This is a genomic window from Thauera sedimentorum (assembly GCF_014489115.1).
In the GTDB taxonomy this organism is placed as follows: Bacteria; Pseudomonadota; Gammaproteobacteria; order Burkholderiales; family Rhodocyclaceae; genus Pseudothauera; species Pseudothauera sedimentorum.
The window spans coordinates 861,215-882,380 of record NZ_JACTAH010000002.1 but is presented as its reverse complement, the minus strand read 5'-3'; the positions used below and the strand labels follow the sequence as shown (position 1 = coordinate 882,380).

The 21,166-nt window shown below is 68.2% G+C and carries 20 protein-coding genes; 5 read left to right on the top strand and 15 right to left on the bottom strand.

Annotated elements, in window-relative coordinates:
• Positions 1 to 47 precede the first annotated feature (47 nt).
• The 11 genes from IAI53_RS13880 to IAI53_RS13830 form a co-directional block, all read right to left on the bottom strand.
• Positions 48 to 1,628: an acyl-CoA synthetase gene (locus IAI53_RS13880; protein WP_187718767.1), complete on the bottom strand. Its 1,581-nt coding sequence runs from the start codon at positions 1,626 to 1,628 to the stop codon at positions 48 to 50.
• Positions 1,629 to 1,656: 28 nt separating this feature from the next.
• A complete protein-coding gene (locus IAI53_RS13875; protein WP_187718766.1) occupies positions 1,657 to 2,424 on the bottom strand; it encodes a 3-hydroxyacyl-CoA dehydrogenase in 768 nt (255 codons plus the stop codon).
• 20 nt (positions 2,425 to 2,444) lie between these two features.
• On the bottom strand, positions 2,445 to 3,635 hold the full coding sequence (locus IAI53_RS13870) for a thiolase family protein (protein ID WP_187718765.1): 1,191 nt from the start codon (positions 3,633 to 3,635) through the stop codon (positions 2,445 to 2,447).
• A 17-nt stretch (positions 3,636 to 3,652) separates the two neighbouring features.
• A complete protein-coding gene (locus IAI53_RS13865; RefSeq protein WP_187718764.1) occupies positions 3,653 to 4,789 on the bottom strand; it encodes an acyl-CoA dehydrogenase family protein in 1,137 nt (378 codons plus the stop codon).
• 188 nt (positions 4,790 to 4,977) lie between these two features.
• The gene (locus IAI53_RS13860) at positions 4,978 to 5,790 is read right to left on the bottom strand and encodes an enoyl-CoA hydratase/isomerase family protein (RefSeq protein WP_187718763.1); all 813 of its coding nucleotides are present in this window, start codon (positions 5,788 to 5,790) and stop codon (positions 4,978 to 4,980) included.
• Positions 5,783 to 7,615 (bottom strand): AMP-dependent synthetase/ligase, encoded by a 1,833-nt coding sequence (locus IAI53_RS13855; RefSeq protein WP_187718762.1) that lies wholly within the window; start codon positions 7,613 to 7,615, stop codon positions 5,783 to 5,785. Before IAI53_RS13855 ends, IAI53_RS13860 begins: the two co-directional genes overlap by 8 nt.
• A gap of 1 nt (position 7,616) precedes the next feature.
• Positions 7,617 to 8,480 (bottom strand): ABC transporter ATP-binding protein, encoded by an 864-nt coding sequence (locus IAI53_RS13850; protein ID WP_187718761.1) that lies wholly within the window; start codon positions 8,478 to 8,480, stop codon positions 7,617 to 7,619.
• A gap of 7 nt (positions 8,481 to 8,487) precedes the next feature.
• Complete coding sequence (locus IAI53_RS13845) at positions 8,488 to 9,657, bottom strand: ABC transporter substrate-binding protein (protein ID WP_187718760.1); 1,170 nt, start codon at positions 9,655 to 9,657, stop codon at positions 8,488 to 8,490.
• Between the two features lie 28 nt (positions 9,658 to 9,685).
• Positions 9,686 to 10,723: a branched-chain amino acid ABC transporter permease gene (locus IAI53_RS13840; protein WP_187718759.1), complete on the bottom strand. Its 1,038-nt coding sequence runs from the start codon at positions 10,721 to 10,723 to the stop codon at positions 9,686 to 9,688.
• Positions 10,723 to 11,607 (bottom strand): branched-chain amino acid ABC transporter permease, encoded by an 885-nt coding sequence (locus IAI53_RS13835; RefSeq protein WP_187718758.1) that lies wholly within the window; start codon positions 11,605 to 11,607, stop codon positions 10,723 to 10,725. Before IAI53_RS13835 ends, IAI53_RS13840 begins: the two co-directional genes overlap by 1 nt.
• A gap of 2 nt (positions 11,608 to 11,609) precedes the next feature.
• Positions 11,610 to 12,452 carry an ABC transporter ATP-binding protein gene (locus IAI53_RS13830; RefSeq protein ID WP_187718757.1) on the bottom strand — a complete coding sequence of 281 codons (843 nt, stop codon included), beginning with the start codon at positions 12,450 to 12,452 and terminating at the stop codon, positions 11,610 to 11,612.
• Between the two features lie 226 nt (positions 12,453 to 12,678).
• On the opposite strand from IAI53_RS13830, the gene IAI53_RS13825 reads away from it, so the two are divergent.
• A complete protein-coding gene (locus tag IAI53_RS13825; protein WP_187718756.1) occupies positions 12,679 to 13,728 on the top strand; it encodes an AraC family transcriptional regulator in 1,050 nt (349 codons plus the stop codon).
• A gap of 49 nt (positions 13,729 to 13,777) precedes the next feature.
• Here the strand turns inward: IAI53_RS13825 and IAI53_RS13820 are convergent, their stop codons facing one another.
• Positions 13,778 to 14,734: an aldo/keto reductase gene (locus IAI53_RS13820; RefSeq protein ID WP_222948307.1), complete on the bottom strand. Its 957-nt coding sequence runs from the start codon at positions 14,732 to 14,734 to the stop codon at positions 13,778 to 13,780.
• A 165-nt stretch (positions 14,735 to 14,899) separates the two neighbouring features.
• Between IAI53_RS13820 and IAI53_RS13815 the strand changes: the two genes are divergently transcribed.
• From IAI53_RS13815 to IAI53_RS13800, 4 genes are all read left to right on the top strand, one after another.
• Positions 14,900 to 15,448: a hypothetical protein gene (locus IAI53_RS13815; RefSeq protein WP_187718755.1), complete on the top strand. Its 549-nt coding sequence runs from the start codon at positions 14,900 to 14,902 to the stop codon at positions 15,446 to 15,448.
• A gap of 434 nt (positions 15,449 to 15,882) precedes the next feature.
• Positions 15,883 to 16,575 (top strand): CsgG/HfaB family protein, encoded by a 693-nt coding sequence (locus tag IAI53_RS13810; RefSeq protein ID WP_187718754.1) that lies wholly within the window; start codon positions 15,883 to 15,885, stop codon positions 16,573 to 16,575.
• 20 nt (positions 16,576 to 16,595) lie between these two features.
• Positions 16,596 to 16,967 carry a DUF4810 domain-containing protein gene (locus tag IAI53_RS13805; protein WP_187718753.1) on the top strand — a complete coding sequence of 124 codons (372 nt, stop codon included), beginning with the start codon at positions 16,596 to 16,598 and terminating at the stop codon, positions 16,965 to 16,967.
• A 42-nt stretch (positions 16,968 to 17,009) separates the two neighbouring features.
• Positions 17,010 to 17,657 (top strand): DUF799 domain-containing protein, encoded by a 648-nt coding sequence (locus IAI53_RS13800; RefSeq protein WP_225433316.1) that lies wholly within the window; start codon positions 17,010 to 17,012, stop codon positions 17,655 to 17,657.
• 153 nt (positions 17,658 to 17,810) lie between these two features.
• On the opposite strand, the gene IAI53_RS13795 is transcribed toward IAI53_RS13800, so the two are convergent.
• From IAI53_RS13795 to IAI53_RS13785, 3 genes are all read right to left on the bottom strand, one after another.
• Positions 17,811 to 18,671, bottom strand: a complete 861-nt coding sequence (locus IAI53_RS13795; RefSeq protein ID WP_187718751.1) for a MurR/RpiR family transcriptional regulator — start codon at positions 18,669 to 18,671, stop codon at positions 17,811 to 17,813.
• Between the two features lie 245 nt (positions 18,672 to 18,916).
• On the bottom strand, positions 18,917 to 19,852 hold the full coding sequence (locus IAI53_RS13790; protein WP_187718750.1) for an N-carbamoyl-D-amino-acid hydrolase: 936 nt from the start codon (positions 19,850 to 19,852) through the stop codon (positions 18,917 to 18,919).
• Positions 19,849 to 21,111: a Zn-dependent hydrolase gene (locus IAI53_RS13785; RefSeq protein WP_187718749.1), complete on the bottom strand. Its 1,263-nt coding sequence runs from the start codon at positions 21,109 to 21,111 to the stop codon at positions 19,849 to 19,851. The genes IAI53_RS13790 and IAI53_RS13785 overlap by 4 nt, the downstream gene beginning before the upstream one ends.
• Between the last annotated feature and the right edge of the window lie 55 nt (positions 21,112 to 21,166).

Here is a 21,166-nt window from a genome sequence, read left to right as displayed (position 1 = left end):
CACTGCCTCCGCATCTGTAGGAGCGGCCTTGGCCGCGATCACCCGGCTCAGCCTCCGGCCTCCGCCTTGTAGCGCTCGCGCAGCTCGCGCTTGAGCAGCTTGCCCGACGCATTGCGCGGCAGGTCGTCGACGAAATACACCCGCTTGGGCGCCTTGAACGGCGCCAGGCGCTCGTGGACATGGGCGATCAGCGCCTCGGCGCTGGCGGTCGCGCCCTGCTTGAGCGCCACCACCGCGACCACCGCCTCGATCCAGCGCGCGTCCGGCAGGCCGATCACCGCCACCTCGGCCACCGCCGGATGGGTGTACAGGCATTCCTCCACCTCGCGCCCGGCCACCACCACGCCGCCGGTCTTGATGATGTCCTTGATGCGGTCGGTGATGTAGAGGTAGCCGGCCTCGTCGAGATAGCCCACGTCGCCGGAGCGGAACCAGCCGTCGGCAAAGCTCGCCGCGGTTTCCTCGGGCTTGTTCCAGTAGCCGCTCATCAGCTGCGGCGAGCGGTGCACGATCTCGCCCATCTCGCCCGGCGGCAGGTCGCGCATCTCGCTGTCCACCACCCGGGTCTCGACCATGTAGATCGGCCGGCCCGCGGACGCCGGACGCTCGGCATGCTCCTCGGGGCGCAGCACGGTGGCGAGCGGGGCGATCTCGCTCTGCCCGTAGCAGTTGTAGAGCTGCAGCGCGGGCAGGCGGGCGGCGAGCTCCTGCAGCACCGGCACCGGCATGATGGAGGCGCCGTAGTAACCCTTCTGCAGCGAGACCAGACGCGCCGGCTCGAAGCCCGGGTGGCGCAGGAAGCCGATCCACACCGTGGGCGGGGCGAAGAAGGAGGTGATGCGCTCGGCGGCGATCAGCTCGAAGCACTGCTCCGGCTGCGGGCTCTGGATCAGCAGCGTGGTGGCGCCGACCAGCAGCTGCGGCATCAGGAAGACATGCATCTGCGCCGAGTGGTAGAGCGGCAGCGCGGCCAGCGCGCGGTCCTCGGCACGGATGTCGCAGGCCAGCAGGGTGCTGGCGTACTCGGCGAGCAGCGCGCGGTGGCTCATCATCGCGCCCTTGGGCGCGGCGGTGGTGCCCGAGGTGTACAGGAGCTGGGCGATGTCGTCCTCGTCGACCTCGATCTCCGGCGGCGTGGCATCACCCGCGGCCTGCGCCCAGGCCAGCACGTCGTGCGCGTTACCGCCGCACAGCGTGCCCTGCCAGGCGCAGCCCAGATCCGGGCCGAGCGCGGCGACGTGTTCGGCCATGTCCGGGTCGCAGAACAGCGCCCGCGCGCCGGACTGCTCGACGATGTAGCCCAGCTCGGCATCACGCAGCGCGTAGTTGATCGGCACGTGGATCAGCCCGGCGCGCACGCAGCCCAGCCACAGCAGCACATAGGCATCCGAGTTGCGGCCGTAGGCCGCCACCCGGTCGCCGGTGGCCAGGCCCAGGGCGAGCAGGCGCTGGGCCACGCGGTTGGCGGCGGCGTCGAGTTCGGCGTAAGTCCAGCTGCGCGCCTCGAAGCGCAGCGCCTCGCGCGCCGGGTTGCGGCGCACCGAGCGCGCCAGCGCGTCGCCGATCAGCTCGCGGCGCGCGCGGCGCACATTGGCCGCGCTGCGGGGGTCGAGTTCGGTCGGGGTCATCGGCACGTCTCCATCCCTGGTCCGGTCATCACTTGGCGGCCATGCGCAGCGCGCCGTCGATACGGATGACCTCGCCGTTGAGCATCGGGTTCTCGCAGATCGATTTGACCAGTTGCGCGTATTCGCTGGCCCGCCCCAGGCGCGAGGGGAAGGGCACCATCTTGCCGAGCGAATCCTGCACCTCCTGCGGCAGCCCGCGCAGCATCGGGGTCTCGAAGATCCCCGGGGCCAGCGTCATCACGCGGATGCCGTAGCGCGCCAGCTCGCGGGCGATCGGCAGGGTCATGCCGACCACGCCGGCCTTGGAGGCGGAATAGGCCGCCTGGCCGATCTGGCCGTCGAAGGCAGCCACCGAGGCGGTGGTGACGATCACCCCGCGCTCGCCTTCCTCGTTGGGCGCCTGCCGGCTCATTACGTCTGCGGCCAGGCGGATCGGGTTGAAGGTGCCGACCAGGTTGATCATCACCCCGCGGGTGAAGCTCTCCAGCCCGTGCGGGCCGTCCTTGCCGACCACCTTCTCGCCCGGCGCCACGCCGGCGCAGCACACCAGGGCGTTGAGGCTGCCGAAGGCGCTCACCGCAGCGTCTACCGCGGCACGGGTGGAGGCCTCGTCGGTGACGTCGGTGCGCACGAAGCGCACCGCCGCGCCCAGCTCGTCGGCCAGCGCGTGGCCGGCCGCTTCGTTGAGGTCGGCCAGCACCGCCTTGCCGCCGCCCGCCACCACCATGCGCGCGGTGGCCGCGCCCAGGCCGGAGGCGCCGCCGGTGATCAGGAATACCGAGTTGTCGATCTTCATTGCTGTTTCCTTCGCGTGTTTCAGAGTCGTTCGATGACGGTGGCGGTGGCCATGCCGTGGCCGATGCACATCACCTGCAGGCCGAACTGCCCGCCGCTGCGCTCCAGGCCGGTGAGCATCTTGGCCATCAACCCGGCACCGGTGGCGCCCAGCGGGTGGCCGTGGGCAATCGCCCCGCCCCAGGGGTTGAGGCGCGCCATGTCCGGGCGGAATTCGCGGGCGAAGCACAGCGCCACGCTGGCGAAGGCTTCGTTGACCTCGATCCAGTCGAGGTCGCCCACCGTCAGGCGGGCCATTTCCAGCGCGCGGTGCGCGGCCGGGATCACCCCGGTGAGCTGCATCACCGGGTCGGAACCCACCGCCACGCGGGCAAGGAAGCGCGCGCGCGGCGCCAGCCCCAGCTCCGCGGCGGCGCGTCGGCTGCCGACCACCACCGCGGCGGCACCGTCGGTCATCTGGCTGGCGTTGGCGGCGGTGACCACCCCGGTTTCCGGCGAGCGGAACACCGGCGGCATGCCGCGCATGCGCGCCTCGTCGATCTGCGCGCGGATGCCTTCGTCGTGGGCCAGGGTGAGCGCGGCGCCCTCCTTGTCCACGCCCTGCTGCGGCAGGATCTCGTCGTGCCAGCCGGCCACGCGCGCCTCGTTGGCGCGGCGGTGGCTTTCGATGGCGTAGTCGTCCAGCTCGGTGCGCGACAGCTGCCAGCGCTCGGCGATCAGCTCGGCGCTCTCCACCTGGTGCGGGATGGCGTAGCGCGCGAGGATGTCCGGGTGCAGGCCGTCGAAGCCGCGGAACTCCCCCTTGCCCAGGGTCAGGTCGAGGAACATCGGCACCCGGCTCATGCTCTCCACGCCGCAGCCGATGGCGAAGTCCAGGTCGCCGGCGGCCACCGCCTGCGCCGCGGCATGCACCGCAAACTGGCTGGAGCCGCACATTCGGTTCATGGTGACGCCCGGCACCTCGGCCGGCAGGCCGGCCAGCAGCGCCGCCTGGCGGGCGATGTTGGCGCCCTGCTCGCCGGCCTGGCTGACGCAGCCGGCGAGCACGTCGCCGATCTTCTCGCCGGGCACGCCGCTGCGCGCCAGCACGCCGCGCAGCGCGGCGGCCAGCAGTTCGTCCGGGCGGGTCTCGCGCAGCGCGCCGCCGCGGCGGCCGAAGGCGGTGCGCACCGCGCCGAGGATGACCGCTTCGTTGGGATTATGGTTTGTCATCGCTGTTCTCCTGTGTTTCAGGCCCGCTGCATTTCGCGGGCAATGATGTTGCGCTGGATCTCGCTGGTGCCTTCGTAGATCTGCAGCACCTTGGCGTCGCGGAAGAGCTTCTCCACCGGGTATTCGGTGGAATAGCCCATGCCGCCGAAGATCTGCACCGCCTCGGTGGCCGCCCACATCGCCGCATCGGCGGCAAAGGCCTTGGCGATGGAAGCTTGCACGGTGTTCGGCCGGCCCTCATCCACCAGCCAGGCCGACTGATAGGTGAGCAGGCGCGCGGCTTCGAGCTTCATGCGCATCTCGGCCAGCTTGTGCGCCACCGCCTGGTGCTCGATGAGCGCGCGGCCCATGCTGCTGCGCTGGGTGGCATAGGCCAGGGCCTCGTCCACGCAGCGCTCGACCAGTCCCACGCCAAAGGCGGCGACCATGGGGCGCGAGTGGTCGAAGGTCTTCATCGCCAGCGCGAAGCCCGCGCCCTCGTCGCCCAGGCGATGGTCCTCGGGCACGAACACGCGGTCGAAGAACACTTCGCAGGTCGGCGCCGCGCACTGGCCGAGCTTGCCCAGCGGGCTGCCGACGCTCAGTCCTTCGCTCTCGCGCGGCACGATGAAGGCGCTCATGCCGCGATGGCGGGCGGCCACATCGGTCTTGACGAAGACCACGAAGAACTCCGCCAGGTTGGCGTTGGAAATCCAGATCTTGCTGCCGCTGAGCAGGTAGCCGTCCTGCACGCGCTCGGCGCGGGTACGGATGCCGGCCACGTCGGAGCCGGCGCCCGGTTCGGTGAGCGCAAAGCTCGCCAGCGCGCCCTGCGCCGCGCGGCCGAGGTAGCGGCTGCGCTGCGCCGGCGTGCCGGCGATGACGATGGGCTCGGTGGCGAGCGCGTTCACGCACAGCGCGGTGCCGATGCCCAGGCAACCGCGGCACAGCGCCTCGGTGACCAGCACCAGCTCCAGGCAGCCCAGGCCGCCGCCGCCCACGTCCTCGGGCAGATTCACCCCCAGCAGGCCGAGTTGCTGGGCGCGCTCGTGCACTTCGACCGGGAAGCGCTTGTTGCGGTCGGCCTCGGCCGCGCGCGGGACGATCTCGCGTTCGGCAAAGCGGCGCGCGAGTTCGCTGATCTCGCGCTGTTCGGGGTCGAGTTGGAACTGCATGGGGTCTCCTTGTGAGGATCTCTTGCTTGGCGGAGGGGGCAACCCATCCCCATCCTGTCCTTCCCCTTGAAGGGGAAGGAACCTTCTAATGCGGCCCGCGCGTGTTCATCGCCAAGCAATCCAGAAGGCGATGGTTTGCTCCCTCCCCTTCAAGGGGAGGGCTGGGGTGGGGATGGGTTTACCGCGCGCTATCCGATCTGCCCGAAGCGCGCCGGACGCCGCGCGGCGAACGCGCCCACGCCCTCGGCAAAATCCGCCTGCACCACCATCTCCAGAAAGCTCTCACGCTCGGCCGCCAACGCGGTCGGCAGGTCACTGTCGAGCGCGGCGCGCAGCAGGCGCTTGATGCCGGCCTGGGCCGCGGCCGGGCCGGCGGCCAGGCGCTCCGCCAGGGCGCGGCCGGCGGTGGCCAGTTCCGCGGGCGGGACCACCTCGCAGGCCAGGCCGAGGGCGAGCGCTTCGTTGGCGTCGATCGGCTTGTTCAGCAAGGCGGCCGCGAGCGCCCGGCGCAGGCCGAGCAGGCGCGGCAGGTGCCAGGTGGAGCCGCCGTCCGGTGTGGTGCCGATGGCGCCGTAGGCGAGCACGAAGCGGGCGTCGTCGGCGGCCACCAGCAGGTCGCAGGCCATGGCCAGCGAGAAGCCGAAGCCGGCCACCGAGCCGCCGGCCAGGCCGATTACCGGGCAGGGCAGCGCGGCGATGCCGGCGATGGCCTCGTGCACCGCGCCGATGATCCGGTCGATCTCGTCTCGGCAGGCTGCGGGTCCGTCGGCGAGCAGGGCGTTGAAGCGATGCACGTCGCCACCGACCATGAAGTGGGCCCCGCTGCTCTCGATCAGCACGGCGCGTACCGCGGGGTCGGCGGCCACGGCGGCGACCGCGTCGCGCAGGCCGCGCGCCATCGGCAGGTCGAGCGCATTGCGCGCCGCGGGACGGTCGAGGACGATGCGGGCGATGGCACCCTCGCGTTCGAGGCGCACGCCGGCAGGCTGCAGATCAGGCATGGGACGGGGCTCCTGAGTACATAGCTTCGATCACCTCGGCGTAGGTCTTGTAGATGCTCGACCGGCGCACCTTCATGGTGGCGGTGACCTCGCCGTCGTCGTGGTCCAGTTCCTTGGTCAGCAGGTGGAAGCGGCGGATGTGCGAGACCTGGGCGAGCTGGGCGTTGCCGCGGGCGATCTCGGCGTCGATCAGCGCGCGCACATCGGGGTGTTCGACCAGCGAGCGGAAATGGGTGAAGGCGATGCGCCGCCCTTCCGCCCACTTGGCCACCGTCTCGTAGTCGATCTGGATCAGCGCGGAGACGAACTTGCGCCCGTCGGCGATGACGATGCACTCCTTGATGTAGGGGCTGGCCTTCATCGTCTTCTCGATCTCCGAGGGCGTCAGGTTCTTGCCGCCGGCGGTGATCATGATGTCCTTCAGGCGGTCGACGATGTGCAGCTGGCCGTCGCGCTCCTCGACCACGTCGCCGGTGTGCAGCCAGCCGTCGCGCACCGTCTCGGCGCTGGCCTCGGGGTTCTTGTAGTAGCCGGCGAACACCATCTCGCCGCGGATCAGCAGTTCGCCGCGCTCGCCGATGCGGTAGTCGGCGCCGAGGATGGGGCGGCCCACCGAGCCCAGGCGCACCGCGTCCGGCGGCTGGCCGGTGATCATGCCGGTGGATTCGGTGAGGCCGTACACCTCCACCAGCGGCACCCCCAGGGTGCGGAAGAAGGCCACCACCGCGGGCGGGATGGGCGCGGCGCCGGTGAGCGCGATCTTCGCCCGGCGCAGGCCGATGAAGTTCTGCAGCGCGCGCAGGATGAGCCAGTACCACAGGCCGTAGGTGAGCCGCTCGCCCACGCTGCGCTGCGCCGGCGCCTTGTGCGCGAAGGGCGCGCAGGCCGCCTGCGCACGGGCGAACAGCCAGCGCTGCAGCGGGCCGGTCTCCAGCATCTTGATGTTGATCGCCGAGTGCAGCTTCTCCCAGATGCGCGGCACGCCGAGGAACATCGACGGGGCGATCTCGCGCAGGTCCTCCTGCACGGTGCGGATCGACTCGCCGAAGCTCACCGTGGAGCCGAGATAGACCGGGGTGAAGGTGGTGAGCATCTGCTCGGCCACGTGGCACAGCGGCAGGTAGGACAGGTGGCTGGTATCGGCATCCAGCCCCAGGCGGTCGATGATGCCCGGCGCCACGCCGCGGATGTTGGCGTAGCTGATCATCGCCCCCTTGGGCTTGCCGGTGGAGCCGGAGGTGTAGATCATCAGGCCGACCTGCTCCAGGGTCTGCGCGGCCAGCGTCTCGTCGATCAGGTGGCGGTGGGTGGCCTCGTGCTCCACGCCGATGCGCTCCAGCTCCTCGAAGGAGATCACCCGGTCGCGCACGCGCTCGTCCACGTTGCGCAGGCCCTTGGTCTCCATCACCACGATTCGCCTGAGGTGGGGCAGCTGGTCGAGCGCCTCCACCACCTTGTCGGTCTGCTCCTGGTCCTCGCACACCACCAGTTCGACGTCGGCATGGTTGAGCACGTAGGCCACTTCGGGCGCCGGGCTGGTGGGATAGACGCCCACGGTGACGCCGCCGACCAGGCCGGCGCCCATCTGCGTAAGCACCCACTCGATGCGGTTCTCGGCGAGCACACCGACGTGGCCGCCGGGCGACAGGCCGAGCGCGCGCAAGCCCAGGCCGACGTGGCTGGCGCGGCGGTAATAGGACTCCCAGCTGATCGCCTGCCAGATGCCGAAATCCTTCTGGCGGATGGCGGTGCGCGCCGGGTTGCGGCGGGCCTGCTCGCGCAGCATCTGCGGCAGGGTGAGCGGAGGTAGCGGATTGGTATGCATGTCAGGACAGCCAGCGCTTGCGGCGCTTGTAGTGCTTGATGTCGCGGAAGCTCTTGGTCTCGCCCCCGCCCCCGACGCCGAGGTAGAACTCGCGCACGTCGTCGTCCGCGGCCAGCTTCTCGGCCGGCCCGTCGGTGACCACCTTGCCGGTCTCCATGATGTAGCCGTAATGGGCCACCGCCAGCGCCACCGAGGCGTTCTGCTCCACCAGCAGCATGGAAACCTTCTGCTCGGCGTTGATGCGCGCGATGATCTCGAAGATGTTCTCCACCAGCAGCGGCGCGAGGCCCAGCGAGGGTTCGTCCAGCAGGATCAGCTTGGGCCGGGCGATCAGCGCGCGGCCGATGGCGAGCATCTGCTGCTCTCCGCCGGACAGATAGCCGGCCAGGCCGTTGCGGCGCTCGAAGAGACGCGGGAAGTACTCGTACACCAGATCGAAGTCGGGCTTCACACGCTCGACGCGACCGGTGAGCGCGTAGGTGGCCGATACCAGGTTCTCCTCCACGGTCAGGTCCTCGAACACCCGGCGCCCCTCCATCACGTGGAAGAGCCCGGCGCGCACCAGCTCGTGCGGGCGCAGCGCGCCCACCGGCTGGCCGTCGAAGCGCACCTCGCCGCGGGTCAGCTCGCCGTTCTCCAGCCCGAGCAGGCCGGAGACGGTCTTCAGCGTGGTGCTCTTGCCCGCGCCGTTGGAACCCAGCAGCGCGACGATGCTGCCGCGCGGCACGGTCAGCGACAGCCCGCGCAGCACCTGCACCGCCTTGTTGTAGATGACCTCGATGTTGTTCACCTCGAGGACCGCATCCGCAGGCGCCTGCGGGGCGGCGGCTAGCACCGCCCCGAGCGCGGCATCGGCCACGTTCATGCCCGCCTTACTCCAGCACGATCCAGTCGGAAGCCGGCACCATGCGGCCCGCCTTCACGTCCGCACGGTAGATGCGCCCGACCGGGATCGAGTTGCCGCGGATGGTGATCGGGGTGCCGATCAGCCCGCCGGTGTCGAAGTTCTCGATGGAGTTCAGCGCCGCCTTCAGGTTGGCCGCGGTCATCGGCTTGCCGGCCGCCAGCGTGCGGCGCGCCGACTCGGTGTACAGCATGGCCGACAGGAAACCCTGGATGTAGGGCACCGACTGGTACTCCGGGCGCATCGTGCGGATCTTCTCCAGCATCGGCGCGGCCTCGGTGTCGTAGTAGTAGCGGTAGGGCATCACCCCCATGAAGCCCTCGGCCGCCTCGCCCATCTTCATCACGGTCGAGTTGTCCATGGTCCAGAAGGTGCCCATGAACTTGGTGTCCATGCCCAGCTTGCGCGCCTGGCCGATGAACTCCGGGATCGGCCCCAGGATGTAGCCGTGGAAGATCGTGTAGTCCGGCCGCGCGCGGCGCAGCTTGGCGATCTCGGTGGACACGTCCACCGCCCCCGGCGGGGTCATGATCTCCACCGCCATCTTCAGGCCGAGCTTCTCGGCCGCCGCGCGGCTGCTCTCGATCGGGTCGCGGCCGAACTCGGTGTCCGAGTAGATGAAGGCCACCTTGGCGCCCGGCTTCTCCTTGGCGATGTGGCGCAGCAGGATGCCGAACATCTCGGTGTAGTCCGGGCCGGCGATGAACTGGTAGGGATACTTCTGCGGGTCGTTCAGCTCGGTGGCGAAGGAGGCCCCCGACATGATCATGCTGCCGGCGCGGTCCAGTTCCGGGTTGATGGTCTTGCTGAAGGCGGTGGAGTCGCCGTAGTAGAAGTTCACCGCGTTCTGGCTGGTGATCTTCTTGAAGGCGGCCACCGACACGTCCACCTTGTAGGCGCTGTCCTCGGGCACGTAGCGCAGCTTGTAGCCGTCCACGCCGCCGGCGTCGTTCACCATCTTCACGTAGTCCTGGATGCCGGCGTGGATGCCGATGCCGGCAAAGGCGAACACGCCGCTCATCGGAATCGAGCCGCCGATGACGATCTCCTTGTCCACGGCGTGCGCCGGCGCAATGGCGGCCAGGCCCGCGGCGGCGGCCGCAGTGGCCAGCCAGCGCTTCAGCTTCGTTGTCTTCATGGGTGTCTCCTCCTAGGGTTTGTTGTGCTCAGGCACGGAAGGGCCAGAGATGGAAGAAGCGTCGGATGCGCCGCCAGATTTCCTGCAGGCCGAGTGGCTCGAAGACCAGGAAACCGACGATCAGGGCGCCGAACACGATGGTGCGCACCGGCGACAGCGCCAGGGTGGCGTCGGCGAAGGGCAGCCAGCCGACCACCAGCTTGAGGGCCTCGGGCACCATGGTCATGAAGGTCGCGCCGAGGACGCCGCCCAGGATGGTGCCCATGCCGCCGACGATGACTGCGGCGAGGAAGAAGATGGACATGATCAGCGGGAAGCTCTCCGGCGTGACCACGCGGAAGAAGTAGGCCCACATGCCGCCCGCCACCCCGGCGTAGAAGGACGACAGGCCGAAGGACAGCAGCTTGTAGCGCAGCAGCGGAATGCCCAGCACCTCGGCGGAGATGTCGCGGTCGCGGATGGCGATGAAGGCGCGCCCGATGCGGGTGCGGAACAGGTTTGCCGCGCCCAGCAGCATCAGCAGGGTGAGCGGCACGAACAGCCAGTACAGGCGGAAGGAGGTGTCCAGCGCCACGCCGAAGAACTCCGCCGGCGGCACGGTGATGCCGGCATGGCCGCCGGTCACCGAATGCCAGTTGGCGAACACGAAGTGCAGGATCACCGAGGCCGCGATGGTAGCGATGGCCAGGTACAGGCCCTTGACCCGCAGCGAGGGCAGGCCCACCACCACGCCGGCCAACATGGCCACCGCGCCGGCGGCCAGCAGGTTGAGCAGCACCGGGCTGCCGAACTGCTGTTCGAGGGCCGCAACGGTGTAGGCGCCGACGCCCATGAAGGCGGCCTGGCCCAGGCTCACCAGGCCGGTGTAGCCGGTGAGGATGTTCAGCCCGGTGGCGCTGGCGATGTTCACCGCCACCAGGCAGGCCAGGTACAGCCAGTATTCATCGGCCATGAAGGGGAAGACGAGCAGGGCCACGCCGAGCACCGCCAGCCAGAAGTACTGGGTGCGGCTGTCGAACAGCGCTTCGTCGTGCCGGTAAGTGGCGCGTGCGGTTCCGATACGCATTACAGCCTCTCGATTTCATGGGTGCCGAACAGGCCGTAGGGCCGGACCAGCAGCACCGCGATCAGGATCGTGAAGGTGGCGAGCAGCTTGTATTCGCCGCCCATGTAGCCGCTGGCCAGCGCCTCGACCACGCCGATGAAGATGCCCGCCACCAGCGCGCCGAGCACGCTGTCCAGGCCGCCGACGATGACCACCACCAGCACCGACAGGCCGAACACCCCCATGGTCGAGGAGATGCCGCCGACCGCACCGACGATCACCCCGGCAATCGCCGCGATCATCGCCGCCACCGTCCAGGACAGCGAGAACACCTTGGGCACGTTGATGCCCATCGAATAGGCCGCCTGCTGGTCCGAGGCGGTCGCGCGCAGCGCCACCCCGCCGCGCCAGAAGCGGAACACCGCCAGCGCCACGCCGATCAGCGCCGCCGCCACCAGGAAGCCGTAGAACACCTTGGGCGGCACGAAGGCCTCGCCGATCATCACCGGGTCGTCGGGCATGAACTCCGGCAGGCGGCGCGGCTCCGAGGTCCAGATCAGCTCGACCACGCCCACCAGGATGGAGGCCAGACCCACGGTGACCATGAACACCGAGATCGGCGACTCGCCCAGCATCGGGCGGATGGCCACCCGCTCCAGCAAGGCGCCGGCCGCGCCGCTGCCGATCACCGCCACCAGGATGGCCAGCCACATCGGCAGGTTGAAGCTGGTGGCCAGGCCGAAGCACAGGTAGGCGCCGATCATCAGCATCTCGCCGATGGCCAGGTTCACCACCCGGGTGGCCTTGTAGATCATCACGAAAGCCAGCGCGGTCAGCGCGTACAGCCCGCCGGAGCCCAACCCGGCCAGCACGATTTCCGCCAGGTACAGCCAGTCGAAGTCCATGCTCACACCCCCGCCGCCATCGCCGGCGCATGCTTGTGCAGGCGCTGCCGCAGTTCGGACACGTCGCCCGAGCCCAGGTAGGCCTTGATCACCTCCGGGTTGGCCTGCACCTCGGCCGGCGTGCCGTCGGCGATCACCTGGCCGAAGTTGAGCACCACCACGTGGTCGGAGAGGTCCATGACCATGCCCATGTCGTGCTCCACCATCAGCACGGTCACGCCCCACTCCTCGCGCACGTCGAGGATGAAGCGCGCCATGTCCTCGGTTTCCTCGCGGTTCATGCCGGCGACCGGCTCGTCGAGCATCAGCACCTTGGGGCGCATGGCCAGCGCGCGCGCCATCTCCACGCGCTTCTGCAGGCCGTAGGAGAGCACCGACACCGGCATGTGGCGGATGTGGTCGATCTCCAGGAAGTCGATGATGCGTTCCTCCACCTCCTGGCGCAGGCGCATCTCCTCGCGGCGCGCCCGCCCCAGATAGAACAGCGCGTCGAACACGTTGGTGCGCAGATGGGCGTGGCGGCCGAGCTTGATGTTGTCCAGCACGGTCATGCCGCGGAACAGCGCAATGTTCTGGAAGCTGCGCGCCAGGCCCAGCCTGGCGCGCTCGGGCGGGCTCACCCGGGTGATGTCCTCGCCCTGGAAGCGGATGCGCCCGGTGGACGGCTTGTAGAAACCCGAGATGGTGTTGAACAGCGAGGTCTTGCCCGCGCCGTTCGGCCCGATGATGGTGGTGATCGACCCCGGTGCCACTTCGAAGCCGACGTCGTTCAGCGCACGTACCCCGCCAAACGCCAGCGTCAGCCCCTCGACCTCGAGGATCGGGTTGACCTTTCCTGGATGCACTTCGTCTCCTCCGCCCCGGCGCCTCTTCACGGGCCCCGTGGGTTATGCTGTGCTTTCGCTGCCACTGGCGTGGCAACAGGAAAATTCTCTGTTTCTGCCGCACTGCAAAAAACTCGCGCTGCGGCAGTAACTTGCGCTCCATACTAGGCAGTACGGGCGGCGATGTGGATGACAGAAGCCGCCTAAAACTTGGCATTTCCTGCCATGTTGCAAACCGGGATCTGCAATGCACGAAAACCTCGGCGCCCGCTCCGCCACGCTACCGATCCGCTTCGTCGGCGACCTGCTGCTGCGCCTGGGCGACGAGCGCCGCACGCGCGCGCTGGCCTGCATGCAGCGCGCCGGCATCGCCCCCGCGCTGCTGCAGCAGGACACCGCGCGGGTCACCGTGGAACAGTTCGCCCACGTCTATCGCCTGCTCGCGGTGGAACTGGACGACGAGACGCCCGGCTACTTCTCCCGCCCCCTGCGCGGCGGCACGCTCAAGTTCCTCTGCCTGGGCATGCTGGATGCGGCCAACCTGCGGGTGGCCATGCACCGCTTCTGCTGGTTCTTCCGCCTGGTGATCGACGACATGCACTTCGTCATGTCGCAGGAGGGCGCGCTGACCCGCATCGCCCTGGTCGAGCACGTCGCCCTCGGGCCGGCGCGCGAGCTGATCCTGGAGACCATGCTCATGCTGGTGCAGGGCGTGGCCTCGTGGATGGTCGACCGGCGCATCGCCTTCGCCCGCCTGGACCTGGCCTACCCGCCGCCGCCCTACGCCGCCGAGTACATGCACATCTACCCCGCGCCGGCGCACTTCAACGCCCCGGTGACCGCCTTCCACCTCGACTCCGCCCTGCTCGACGCGCCCATCCGCCAGGACAAGGCCGCGCTCTCGGCCTTCCTGCGCAACGCCCCCACCGACTGGATCTACGTCACCGGCGGCAAACGGCTGATGACCCACCGCGTGCGCGAACTGCTCGAAGCCCAGCTGGCCGACGCCCCCACCGTCGAGGACGTCGCCCGCGCCCTGCACATCTCGCCGCGCACCCTGGCGCGCCACCTAGCCCAGGAAGGCACCGGCTTCCAGGCGGTCAAGGACGCCCTGCGGCGCGACATCGCCATCGCCCGCATCTCACGCACCGACCAGCCCATCGCCACCATAGGCGCCAGCCTGGGCTTCGACGATCCGGCCACCTTCAACCGCGCCTTCAAGCAATGGACCGGCAGCCCGCCCGGCGCCTACCGCAAGCGCCGCGCAGCGGGGGCCGACAACCCGCGCCCGCGCTGACGCCCGCGCTGACGCCCGCGCTCACGGGCGCTCACTCACAGGCGATCACTCACAGGCGGTCAAACTCATCCGCCATGCGCCGGCGCAGCGCCGCATCCGGCATCGGCCCGCGGAGCGCCCCCATGTTCTCGCGCATGTGCGCCGGCTGCGAGGTGGCCGGAATGGCGCAGGTAACCGCCGGATGCGAGATCACGAACTTGAGGAAGACCTGCGCCCAGTTCGTGCAGCCGATCTCCGCGGCATAGCCGCGCAGCGGCCGGCCGCGCACGCGGTGGAACAGCCCGCCGCCGTCGAAGGGGCGGTTCACGATCACTGCGCAGCCGCGCTCGGCGGCCAGCGGCAGCAGGCGGGCCTCGGCCTCACGGCGGGCGATGCTGTAGGTGAACTGCACGAAGTCGAGCGGCTCGCTGCGCATCAGCGCGGCAAAGTCCTGGTGCCGGCGCCCGTGCGAGGTGGTGATGCCGATGTAGCGCACCGCGCCCTCGGCCTTCATCCGCCGCAGGGTGGGCAGGTGGGTCTCCCAGTCCAGCAGGTTGTGCACCTGCATCAGGTCGAAGCGCGGCACGCCCCACAATTCCAGCGAGCGCGCCATCTGCCGCTCCCCCATCCACCCGCCCGGGGTCCACACCTTGGTGGCGGAAAACAGCGCCGCTGCCCCCGGGCTCTGCGGCAACAGCTCGCCCAACACCGCTTCGGCGCTGCCGTACATCGGCGAGGAATCGATCAGGCGTCCGCCCGCAGCGAAGAACTCCTGCAGCACCTGCCAGCGCGTGGTGAACGCCTCTCCCGTGCTTACCCCGCCGCGGCCGATGTCGAAGGTGATCCAGGTGCCCATACCGATCGCCGGCAGACGTTCGCCGGAAGCAGGCACCGTGCGCATCGCCACCGCCTCGCCCGCCTGCGCCGCCGACAGCCGCGGCAGGCCGGAGAGCGCCAGCGCCGCCAGCGCCAGAAAGCGGCGGCGCCCGGCGCACGCTGCGGGAAAGCGGAGATCACGCCCGCTCATGCCAGCCTCCAGGGACGATAACGGCTGGTTCGACCCCGATCGGCGCCGCAGGGTTTCGTCGCCCGGTGCTTCCGCACGCGGCGGGGTGGCAAGGCGGCGCCCACGCCGCACCCGCCTGGCACGATCCCTGCACTACACCCGCATGCCCACCCGGAGGCCATCGTCATGCAGATCAGCTCCGCGTCCTACGCTCCCATCCCGCAGAACACCCCGACCCGCGCCAGCACGCGGGAATCCGCCCCCGCCGCAACACCGGACGCTGCGCCGCAGACCCTGCACACGCTGCCGCCGCTGCGCCTGCTCCAGGGCGCCGAACTGCAAGGCGCAACGGCAGACTTTGCCGCCGACCTCGGCAAGCTGTTCCGCTCGGCCGGCATCTCCGTGCCGCCCGACCCGGTGCTGAGCATGGACTTCGCCGGCAAGGTCGTGGTGGCCAACGACCACCCGGACAAGGACCGCATCGAGCAACTGTTCGTCGACAAACCGGAGATGCGCGACCGCTTCGCCGAACTCTCCGCCGCGCACTCCCTGCAGCGCGCGGTGGAAGGCTACGACGACTTCGTCGCCGCCTACGAACGCCTCCAGGGCAACCCCGAAGCCCAGGCCGCCCTGGTCCGCGACCGCATCGCGCACAACAAGGCGCAGTTCTTCATGAACATCGGCGCCGACGGCGCTGAACCCTTCTTCGGCGGCCTGGGGCGGGTAACGGCCTAAGCGTCCCGATCGGCCCACCAAAACCATCCGGACGCCACTTCCGCGAACCGAAAAGAAGTTTGCGAACAGACGCGATCACCTGACCAACTGACTCTGGCATTCATAGACACCTAGCGATTCGGCCGGGTGCGCGATTGCACCACGTAGTTGGGACTTTCGTATCGCGCGAGATTGCTTGATCTAGGTCATCCATTGATGACCATGGACTAGTCACAATTCGTATCAATGTGTAACGTTTCGCCGCAATCTACTGTTGAGAAAGCCCGGGGCACTGATCGCGGCGCATCTCATCTACGAATTTTCCGTGTGGCTTCACAGGGGTTTCTCACACTCGGTTCGGTGATGCGACTCACCTCGTTGATCCAACCCGTCCCATAGGACCACGCAAGACAGACCACCGGAACGGTCAACCACCGACAACATAGGTATCGTGAATGCCCAAATACATAGCAAGAGTAGGAGCCTCGGCAATCTGTATCGCGCTAATTAGCGGATCGCTGCTGTCCGGATGCGCAACCGAGAGTTCCCGCACATTGGCCGTACAACAGGTGGCATCGGCAGCCACACCTTACGTTGGAAAACGTAGCCCGATTTCCGTCGGCAAGTTCGACAATCGCTCCAGCTTCATGCGTGGGATCTTCTCCGACGGAGTCGACCGCCTTGGAAGCCAGGCCAAGACCATTCTGATCACTCATCTGCAACAGACAGGAAGGTTCAGGGTGTTGGATCGCGACAACATGACAGAGATCAAGCAGGAAGCTGCTCTTTCAGGGGCACAGCAGAAGCTTAAGGGCGCGACCTTCGTTATCACCGGTGACGTGACCGAGTTCGGCCGAAAGGAGACCGGCGACAAACAACTATTCGGAATTCTCGGACGCGGAAAATCTCAAGTGGCCTATGCCAAGGTAAGCCTCAACGTTGTCGACGTTGAAACATCCGAGGTCGTCTATTCATCCCAGGGTGCCGGCGAGTACAGCCTGGACAACAGGGAGGTAATCGGCTTTGGCGGCACAGCTAGCTATGACTCGACACTGAACGGCAAAGTACTCGATCTTGCGATTCGCGAAGCAGTCGACGGGCTTGTCGCTGGCATCCATGCAGGCGCATGGCAGCCAGCTCAGAACTGAAGAACGAAGGAGAGCCCTCGATGCCCACATTCACCATGCGTCGTATGGCGCGAGTCATCGCCCCTGCAACACTGCTACTGCTGAACGCCTGCGCAACCGGGCCCGGCCCGCTGTACTACTGGGGTGAGTATCAACCACAAGTCTATGGACACCTAACTGGCGAGAAAGGCCCTGACGAACAGATAGCAAGCCTAGAGGCTGGTATCGAGGAAGCGAAAGCCATCGGCAAACCCGTGGCACCCGGATACCTTGCACACCTCGGCATCCTCTACGCTGAGAAGCAGGATGGCGAAAAAATGCTTGAGTACCTAGATGCCGAGAAAAAGTTGTATCCAGAAAGCTCCGCTTACATTGACTTCTTGATGAAGTCCAAAGCCAAGCCATCCAACTAGAGGTGTCGCTCCACAATGACCTGGTCACCCATTCTTAAGGCCATGCCACTGGTCGCCGCAGCACTGCTCTCAAGCGGCTGTGCAACTCAACAGCCCTACGACTATACGGCGTACAAAGAGAGTCGCCCCAGTTCCATCTTGGTCCTACCTCCGCTCAACATGTCACCGGACGTATTGGCGACAAACAGCGTTCTCTCCCACGTAACACTGCCCTTGGCAGAGTCCGGCTACTACGTTTTCCCCGTCACCCTGGTAAACGAGACGTTCAAGCAGAACGGGCTCGTGAATCCGGCGGAGATGCACGACGTTACTTTGCAGAAGCTGAGGGATATATTCGGAGCAGACGCAGCGCTGTACATCACCGTACGTCAGTATGGGACCACCTACGCGATCATCTCGAGTGAAAGCCGAGTCACCGCCGAGGCACGCCTCATAGATCTAAGAACCGAACAGACTTTGTGGTCAGGCACCGCAACTGCGTCGAGCGCAGAGGGACGCAGTTCAAGCGGAGGACTGGTTGGGCTCTTGGTGTCAGCCCTAGTTCATCAGATCGTCGAGAGCACTACGAACCGCGCACACCCCATCGCCGGCATCACGAGCAACCGGCTACTCGCCGCAGGGCGCCCCAATGGAATTTTGTATGGCCCGCGGTCACCGAACTACATGACCGACGGCAACACCCGCCCTTAGGGCGAAACTGGGGACAGACCACGGTTTCAAGTGCAGAACATGCTCTGTCCCCAATCGCATGATCCGTCTTTCAACCGAAGGGGAGCAGCAGCGCGCTCCACGCCCGTTGCACTCAGCACAGTAGCTACTGCACCAGACGCCCGAGCGTACCCTCTACAGCTCCTCCAACCCCTCATGCAGCCGCTCAGCCACCCGTAGCCGGTTCCCCGCCTGAATCTCCGGCAGGCGGGCGAGTGCGGATACCAGCAGGTTGAGCACGCTCATCGCGGCGGCGTAGGAGTCGAACTGCGCGGAGCCGCGCGATTCGCAGGCGATGCGCCAGGTGGCGTCGACTTCCCTGGCGGGGGTGGCGGCGTCGGTGAGGACCAGTACCGGTACGCCGGCCTTTTTCGCAAGGCGGGCGATCTGGGCGACGATGGGCACGCGGCGGCGGAAGGCGAGGATGACGAGCATGTCTTCCGCGCCGAAGCCGGCGAGGTCTTCGCCGACGGTTTGTCCGGGCTGGGGCAGCAGGGCGACCTGGTCCTTGAGCAGGACGAGCTGGCGGGCGAAGTATTGCGCCAGGGCGTGGCTGTTGCGGTAGCCGACCACGCCGATGCGGCGCGCGCGAGCCAGGGCGGCGACCGCCGGTTGCACGACGCCGGGGGTGAGGCGTTCGAAGGTGAGGGCGAGGTTCTGCAGGTCGCGGCGCAGGTGTTCGCCGAAGGCCTCGTCCGAGGCCGGGGGCAGGTCCGGCGCGGCCTGGAAGCCGGGCGCGCCCCAGCGCTGGGCTTCGCGCGCTTCGCGACGGGCGGCGGCGAAGCTCTCGTAGCCGACGCGCTGGATGAAGCGGGTGACCGCGGCCTTGGAGCTGCCGGCGATGGCGGCGAGTTCGGTGGCCGAGTGGGTGGCGAGCAGGGCCGGCTGGGCGGCCAGCAGTTCGGCCAGCTTGCGCTCCGAGTCGGGCAAGGGTTCGGCGAGCGCTTCGATGCGCTCGTCGATGGGCTTGAAGCGTTTGGCTGGCTTGGGGGTCATGCGGGGCTGGGGGTGTTGTTCTTGGTGGGGTTGATTGCCGTTGAGCCGAACGCTTGTGCTGGGTGAGCCTGAATGATCGTTGTGATGCGTTCCTCCCCCTTCAAGGGGGAGGACAGGTGGGGGATGGGTTTCCGGAGGGCGTAACCGGCGATTCTTTGTGCCTCGTCCGAAACCCATCCCCACCCCGGCCCTCCCCTTGAAGGGGAGGGGGTAAAACAAGCGCCCCTTCAAGGGTGCGGTTGAAACTACGCGGGTTCGACCGGCCCCTTGGTATCGACGATCAGGCGGTACGTTTCCGGTTCGCGGTGCAGGCCGAAGTTGAAGACATTGTCCTTGAGTTCGCGGCAGCGGTCGAGGTCGCACACCGCGGTGACCAGCTCGTCTTCCACCGTGGAGCACATGGCGACGATTTCGCCGGTGGGGGCGATGATGGCGCTCTGGCCGAGCAGGTCGCAGCCTTCTTCCTTGCCGGCCTTGGCGACGCCGACGATCCACATGCCGTTCTGGTAGGCGCCGGCCTGCAGCACGAGGTGGTTGTGGAAGCCCTGCAGGTGGTCGTGTTCCGGCACCGGCGGGTAGTGCATGGGGGTGTTGTAGCCGATGAAGGCCATCTCCACGCCCTGCAGGCCGAGCACGCGGTAGGTTTCCGGCCAGCGGCGGTCGTTGCACAGCGCCATGCCCATGATGCCGTTCATAGTGCGCCAGGCGCCAAAGCCGAGGTCGCCGCGCTCGAAGTAGCGCTTTTCCAGGTGCTGGAAGGCGCGCCAGGGTTCGTGTTCGCGGTGGCCGGGCAGGTGCACCTTGCGGTACTTGCCGACGATGGCGCCGGACTTGTCGACCAGGATGGCGGTGTTGAAGTGGCGGGGCGCGCCGCCCTGCTCGACCAGTTCGGCGTAGCCCAGGTAGAAGCCGATGCCGAGCTTCTTTGCCTCATCGAACAGCGGGCGGGTTTCGGGGCCGGGCATTTCGCGCTCGAACCACTGGTCGATCTCGGCCTGGTCTTCGAAGAACCAGCGCGGGAAGAAGGTGGTGAGCGCGAGTTCCGGGTAGGCGACCACGTCGCAGCCGCGCGCCTTGGCTTCGCGCATCAGTTCGATCAGGCGGGCGACCACCTGGGTGCGCGTCTCGCTGCGGGCGATGGGGCCGAGCTGGGCGGCGCCGACGATGAGCTTGCGGGTCATGGATTGCGGTCTCCTGCAGGGAGGCCGGCGCCGGCCAGCTCGCTCAGGACGGCGAGCAGCACCTGGGCGCCTGCTTCGATGTGTTTCGGTTCGGTGTATTCGCGCACGTTGTGGCTGATGCCATCCACGCTGGGCACGAAGATCATCGCGGTGGGGCACACGGCGGCGAGCATCTGGGCGTCGTGGCCGGCGCCGCTGGGCATGCGCCGGGTGGTGAGGCCCAGCGCGCGGGCGTGGCCTTCGATGCGGTCGGTCATTTCCGGCGCGAAGGGCACCGGGGCGAAGCGCGCCAGCTTGCGGGTGGAGATCTCCACCTTCTCGGCGTCGCGCAGGGCGGCCAGATGGGCGGCCAGGCGCGCCTCGGCGCGCTGCAGCAGGGCTTCATCGGTGTTGCGCAGATCGACGGTGAGCACGGCGCGGTTGGGCACCACGTTCACCAGGTTGGGGAAGAACTCGATACGCCCCACGGTGGCGACCTGGTCGCCGCCCAGTTCGGTGGCGAGTTCGCGCACGAAGGCGATGATCTCGCCCGCCGCCCAGCCGGCGTCGCGGCGCATGCTCATGGGCGTGGTGCCGGCGTGGTTGGAGGTGCCGCGGATGTCGATCTCGGTCCACGAGATGCCCTGCACCGATTCGACCACGCCGATGTCGATGCCTTCGCGGTCCAGCACCGGGCCCTGCTCGACGTGCAGCTCGACGAAGGCACGCGGCGCGGCGGCCGGCACCGGCGCGGGGCCGGCGTAGCCGATGCGGGCGAGTTCGTCGCCCACGGTGGCGCCGTCTATGCCCTGCACTGCCAGCGCCTCGGCCAGTGGCAGCGCGCCGGTGTAGACCAGGCTGCCCATCATGTCCGGGGCGAAGCGCGCGCCTTCCTCGTTGGTGAAGAAGGCCACCGCCAGCGGGTGCTCGGTGGTGAGCCCAGCGTCGTTGAGCGCGGCCACCACCTCCAGCCCGGCCAGCACGCCGTAGTTGCCGTCGTAGCGGCCACCGGTGCGCACCGTGTCGATGTGCGAGCCGGTCATCACCGGCGGGCCGTCGCTGCGCCCGGCGCGCACGCCGACGACGTTGCCGATGGCGTCCACGCTCACCGCGAGGCCCAGCTCGCGCATCGAGCCGCAGACCAGATCACGCCCGGCGCGGTCGGCATCGGTGAGCGCCAGGCGCGCGCAGCCGCCGCCGTCGATGGCGCCGACGGCGGCAAGATCGGCGATGCGCTGGTGCAGGCGGTCAGGGTTGATTTGAGGTACGGAGGGGGTCATGGGGTGTACCTGTGGGTGAGTTGGGTGGGGGTGGTGGGGGGAGCGGTGGGAACCC